The following is a 5,426-nucleotide window of genomic DNA, read 5'->3' on the forward strand; positions in this document are numbered from 1 at the left end:
TCTCGTTGTTCAATTTTCAAGGTCCTACGCACTTTCAAGGCTTGTTTGCTTTCTTCATTTGAAGTCGCACACCTCAGCAGTGTAAGAGTTATTATACTACACTGTTTTGATTTTGTCAAGCTCTTTTTAAAAGTTTTTTAAAAAGTTTTTTCAGCTTTTAAAATCAAAACCGAGCAACACTTTTGATTACTTTCTGAATGTTGACCCTCCGCTTCCGTGCGTTCTACACTCTTTCACCGTCCGTGTTTTCTCTTGTCTGCCTCGCCTCTCAGCGCAACAGTTGATATTATATCAGCACTTCCTTCTTTTGTAAACCCCTTTTTGACAATTTTTTTATCTTTTTTACATTATCGGCAAATTCTACATTTTAAACTCACTTGTTGTTTATTTTATCCCAAAATTCACTATATACACCCTTTTTTTAAAAATACTTTATTCGACAGATTTTCAAAACAATTTTCTTGACAAAGAATGGATACATATATATAATAGTATTAACAAATGAATCCCCTTAAAAACATTGACGGGAACAAGATGCAAATGAACCGGCAAAGAGAGCTGACGGTTGGTGCGAGTCAGCATGGAACATTGTATGGATAGCTCATCCCCGAGTTTTTCGTGTGAAGTGTATATACTATTATATATGTAATGCGAAACGCAAGACTGCGTTATCGGTCGGGACTTTGTCAGAAGTCTTTAAGGAGAACACAGTGATGTGTTCTTGAATACGGGTGGTACCACGGATTTTATTCGTCCCTTTGTTTAGGGGGGGCGATTTTTTTGTGCTATTTAACAGGAGGTTATTATATGAAACCATCATTTGAAAAGTACATTCCATTTAAGCAGATCAATCTGCCGGACAGACAGTGGCCAAACAATACTATAACAAAAGCACCTATCTGGTGCAGTGTTGACCTTCGTGACGGTAATCAGGCGCTTGTCGATCCTATGAACCTTGAAGAAAAGCTCGAATTTTTCCACGCACTTTGCGATATGGGCTTTAAGGAAATCGAAATCGGTTTTCCGAGTGCGTCAGAAACAGAATACGAAATCTGCCGTGAGCTTATCGAAAACAACCACATTCCCGATGATGTAACAATTCAGGTTCTTGTTCAGGCAAGAGAGCATCTTATCAGAAAAACTTTTGAGGCTGTTAAGGGTGCTAAGAATGTTATCGTTCATTTCTACAACTCAACTTCAACTCTCCAAAGAAAAGTTGTTTTCAAAACAGATATGGACGGTGTAATCAAAATTGCCGTTGACGGTGCAAAGCTCATTAAACAGCTTACGGATGAATATGACGGAGATACTAACTTTAGATTTGAATATTCTCCCGAAAGCTTCAGCGGTACTGAGCCTGAAAACGCTGTTGAAATCTGCGACAGGGTTATCGAGGCACTCGGTTCGACTGCCGAAAACAAGTTGATTGTCAATCTTCCGAATACTGTTGAGATGTGTACGCCGAACACATATGCAGATCAGATTGAATACTTTGTAAGAAATCTTAAACATCGTGACGCCGCTATCATCAGTATCCACCCACACAATGACCGTGGATGCGGTGTTGCCGCAGGCGAACTTGCATTGCTTGCAGGTGCTGAAAGAGTTGAGGGTACACTCTTCGGCAACGGTGAGCGTACAGGTAATATGGATATCGTTACAATGGGACTTAATATGTTCACACAGGGCGTTGATCCTAAGCTTGACTTTTCAAATCTTCCAAAGCTCCGTGAAATCTACGAGCGTTGCACAAATATGAAGATTGACCCTCGTCAGCCATATATCGGCGAGCTTGTATTTACTGCATTCTCGGGCTCACATCAGGACGCTATCAACAAGGGTATGAAGTATATGAAAGAGAGCGGAACTGATTACTGGGAAATTCCGTATCTTCCGATTGACCCTGCCGATGTCGGCAGAGAGTATGAGCCGATTATCAGAATCAACTCACAGTCCGGTAAGGGCGGTGCGGCTTTTGTTATGAACAACAACTTCGGTTATGACCTTCCGAAGAGAATGCATCCCGAATTTTCAAAGCTTGTTCAGGCAAAATGTGAGGAGCTCGGCAGAGAGCTTATTCCGAAAGAGTTGTTTGAGGTGTTCGAGAAGAATTATCTTGAGCATAAGCAGAAATATGTTCTCTCAAGCAGAAAAATTTACGAAGAGAGCGAAAACGGCAATGATTATGTTCACTTCAAGGGCAAGATGAAGATTAACGGCAACGAAGAGGTTTCTCTCAGCGGTGTCGGCAACGGTCCTATTGACGCATTCTTCAATGCAATCAAAAAGGTCGGTCTTGACAAGTACGAATTCATCTCATACAGTCAGCACGCAATTTCTCAGGGTTCTGACTCAAAGGCTGTTTCATATATCGAACTCAAAAAGCCTGACGGAAAGAATATCTTCGGCATCGGCATTGACTCAAATGTCAATGTTGCATCGGTACTCGGTGTTCTCAACGCAATCAACAGAGCCGAGGCTTAATCAATTTAACAATTCAATTTTCAGGGCTGTGCGAATGTGCAGTCCTGTTTTTTATGAAACAAGATGTTAATAATTGACTTTTGAAACGCAGACATATATAATGTAAACATATAATCGCAAATAGAAATTGTAGGGGTTAAAATGAAAAAGAAAGTAATTATAATTATTGCAGTGGTTTGTGTAGCGATTATTGCCGTTGTCGGTACAATCTTCGGCGTAAATGCTTACAACAATTACACCATACAGCAACAGACAGAACAGCAAGTCAAAAGTATTGACGATACATACTCAAAATTTACAAAGGAAACCGACAGAGCCAAAAAGTTAGTTATATTATCCGATTTCATTAAGAACAAGCCATCAACAAGTGATGAAATCAAGGTTGAAGTGTTAAACTCTGTTGAGCCAAAGTACAATGAAACACTTGCAAAAATGCAAAAGTTTTTCACAGATGATTATGATAAGACAATAAAAGATAACACTATTGACAGCAAAACTCTTAAAAAAACTAACGATAAAAAGAAGTTGCAGTCTTGTATTGATAATCTTGAGGCTTTAAAGAAAACAATTGATTCCGAAAAAAGCAATGTATTCTATAAAAAGGATATTGGCAACTACGATAAAAAGCCTGACGAATTGATTAGTTCGTATAATGACAGAATAACTGCTATTGAAAAAGCCGAAGCTGAAGCAAAGGCTAAAAAAGAAGCCGAGGCAAAAAAGAAAGCCGAAGAAAAAGCTAAACAGGAAAAGAAGAAGCAAACCGAGAGCAGTAACACAAACAACACCGATAACTCCTACAGTGATAATACAAACAGTTACAGCGACAGCGGAAACAGCTACGACAACGGTGACAATAATTACAGTTCTAACGATAGTAACTACAGCAGTGGAAATAATTACAACTATGATTCAAGCAATTCATCATCAGGCTCATCCGAAAAGCATTACGATAGCTGGTATGAAAGCGAAGAAGGAAAAAGTTATTTTGATGAAAGTACTGGAGAAGCATGGGACAATAATGGAAACACTTGGAATTATAAAGATGTGCAAGAATGGTTTTAATATTTTAAATTTTAATTATAATTATTTTTTATTTTATTTCTATTTTTAACAACCTGTTATAAAACTTTTATCGGTCGGATAATTTATTAAAATTGTCCGACCGTTTTTTGCGTAAAGCATTCTCCAATTTTTTGTTTAATGTAAAATTCAAATACCGCTTTCAGAAAAATGTTACAAATCACCTTTAAAAATCAAGAATTTCGTTACAAATGATTGAATATTTTCAAGAATAATGTTACACTACAATTAAGAGGTGATTTTATGCTTCAAAGAAAAGCCTATGAACATTTAGTAAAATGGAAAAATACACCCGATAAAAAAGCTCTGCTCATTACAGGAGCAAGGCAAATCGGCAAAACATATATTATAAGAAAATTTGCAGAAGAAAATTATTCAAACTTTATCGAGATAAATTTCATCACAAATCCCGATGCCGCAAAGATTTTCAACGGAGATTTGAATGCTGAAACGATACTGATTAATCTAACCGCATACACACAAAAGCCCTTGGTAAAGGGAGATACTTTGATTTTCTTTGACGAGATACAGGAATGTCCGTCTGCAAGAACGGCAATTAAATTTCTTGTAGATGACGGGCAGTTTGATTACATTGAATCGGGTTCACTGCTTGGAGTAAGATATAAAGAAGTAAAGTCCTATCCCGTCGGTTACGAAGAAAACTACCGTATGTATCCGCTTGATTTTGAAGAATTTGCAACTGCAAACGGTATTCAGCCACAAACGATAGAATATTTAAAGAAATGTTACGACAATAAAGAAATGGTTACGGAAGCAGTTCATCAATCAATGCTGAAGCTTTTTCAATACTATATTATTGTCGGCGGAATGCCTGCGGTTGTACAGAAATTTGTTGATACAAAAGACATCAGCGAGGTCTTGAAAATTCAAAAAGATATTCTCGACTTGTACAGACAGGATATTTCAAAATATTCCGACAACAACAAAGAGAAGATAAAGAGCATTTTTGATTTAATTCCCGCTCAGCTTAATGACAGGAACAGAAGATTTACACTTTCCGATATTAAAAATTCTGCACGAATGTTGAGATACGAAACAAGTTTCAACTGGCTTGCAGACGCAGGAGTTGCTCTCCCCTGTTACAACATAACCGAACCCGTACTGCCGCTTGAGCTCAACCTACAGAACAATCTTTTTAAACTGTTCTTGTGTGATACGGGACTGCTTTGTGCCGCATCAATGGGAAACATTCAGTTTGACATACTGTCGGGAGATTTGTCCGTTAATATGGGAAGCATTCTCGAAAATGTATTTGCTCAGGAGCTTGTTTCAAACGGTTTTCTTTTAAGATATTTCAATAAGAAGAATATCGGTGAAATTGATTTTATCGTTCAAAAAGGTAAGTCAGCCGTACCGATTGAAATTAAGTCGGGCAATGACTACACAAAACACAAGGCATTGGATAACTTGATTTCAAAGCAGAGTTGGAACATAAACAGCGGTATTGTGTTCTGCAAGGGCAATTTGGAAATTGAAAACGGCATAACATATTATCCATGGTATATGTCAATGTTTTTCAAACAGGAAACACTTCCCGAACATCTGAAAGTTAATGTTGATATTGTAAACATCTGATAATCGACAATTGCAGGACTGTGCTTATGTGCAGTCCTGTTTTTTATGCTCTGAATCGTCCATAATAAGCCTGTGAGCGAAAAATAGGGGCATACAGCTAACCACATAGCTATATGCCCCTGAAAATCGGTTTTAAAGCTTATTTCATGCTGTTTTCGTAAGACTCGATCATCTTTTTAACCATCTGACCGCCTACAGAACCTGCTTCTCTTGCAGAAATGTCGCCGTTATATCCCTGTTTGAGGTTTACGCCTACTTCGTTG

4 protein-coding genes and 1 other annotated feature are annotated in these 5,426 nt (G+C 37.9%); of the genes, 3 read left to right on the forward strand and 1 reads right to left on the reverse strand.

The genetic code is table 11. From position 1 onward, the window contains the following. The first annotated feature begins 511 nt into the window (after positions 1–511). Positions 512–761, forward strand: a binding site (T-box leader). 46 nt (positions 762–807) lie between these two features. The 3 genes from leuA (at position 808) to RBATCC27255_RS05605 (ending at position 5,163) form a co-directional block, all read left to right on the forward strand. After that, entirely contained in the window at positions 808–2,484 is a 1,677-nt protein-coding gene (gene leuA, locus RBATCC27255_RS05590; RefSeq protein ID WP_101029103.1) for a 2-isopropylmalate synthase, read from the forward strand. A gap of 141 nt (positions 2,485–2,625) precedes the next feature. Beyond that, positions 2,626–3,549, forward strand: coding sequence for a hypothetical protein (locus RBATCC27255_RS10300; protein WP_147639968.1), 924 nt, complete (start codon positions 2,626–2,628; stop codon positions 3,547–3,549). Between the two features lie 261 nt (positions 3,550–3,810). After that, positions 3,811–5,163 carry an ATP-binding protein gene (locus tag RBATCC27255_RS05605; RefSeq protein ID WP_101029106.1) on the forward strand — a complete coding sequence of 451 codons (1,353 nt, stop codon included), beginning with the start codon at positions 3,811–3,813 and terminating at the stop codon, positions 5,161–5,163. A 139-nt stretch (positions 5,164–5,302) separates the two neighbouring features. Here the strand turns inward: RBATCC27255_RS05605 and RBATCC27255_RS05610 are convergent. Next, on the reverse strand, positions 5,303–5,426 hold a 124-nt coding region (locus RBATCC27255_RS05610), incomplete at its 5' end, for an alpha/beta-type small acid-soluble spore protein (protein ID WP_147639969.1).

Origin of the sequence: Ruminococcus bromii, from assembly GCF_002834225.1 — a bacterium.
GTDB lineage: Bacteria > Bacillota > Clostridia > Oscillospirales > Acutalibacteraceae > Ruminococcoides > Ruminococcoides bromii.

Excerpts from the sequence above, each read along its gene's own strand:
- leuA (WP_101029103.1), top strand. The coding sequence starts at position 808 with ATGAAACCATCATTTGAAAAGTACATTCCATTTAAGCAGATCAATCTG.
- RBATCC27255_RS10300 (WP_147639968.1), top strand. The coding sequence starts at position 2,626 with ATGAAAAAGAAAGTAATTATAATTATTGCAGTGGTTTGTGTAGCGATT.
- RBATCC27255_RS05605 (WP_101029106.1), top strand. The coding sequence starts at position 3,811 with ATGCTTCAAAGAAAAGCCTATGAACATTTAGTAAAATGGAAAAATACA.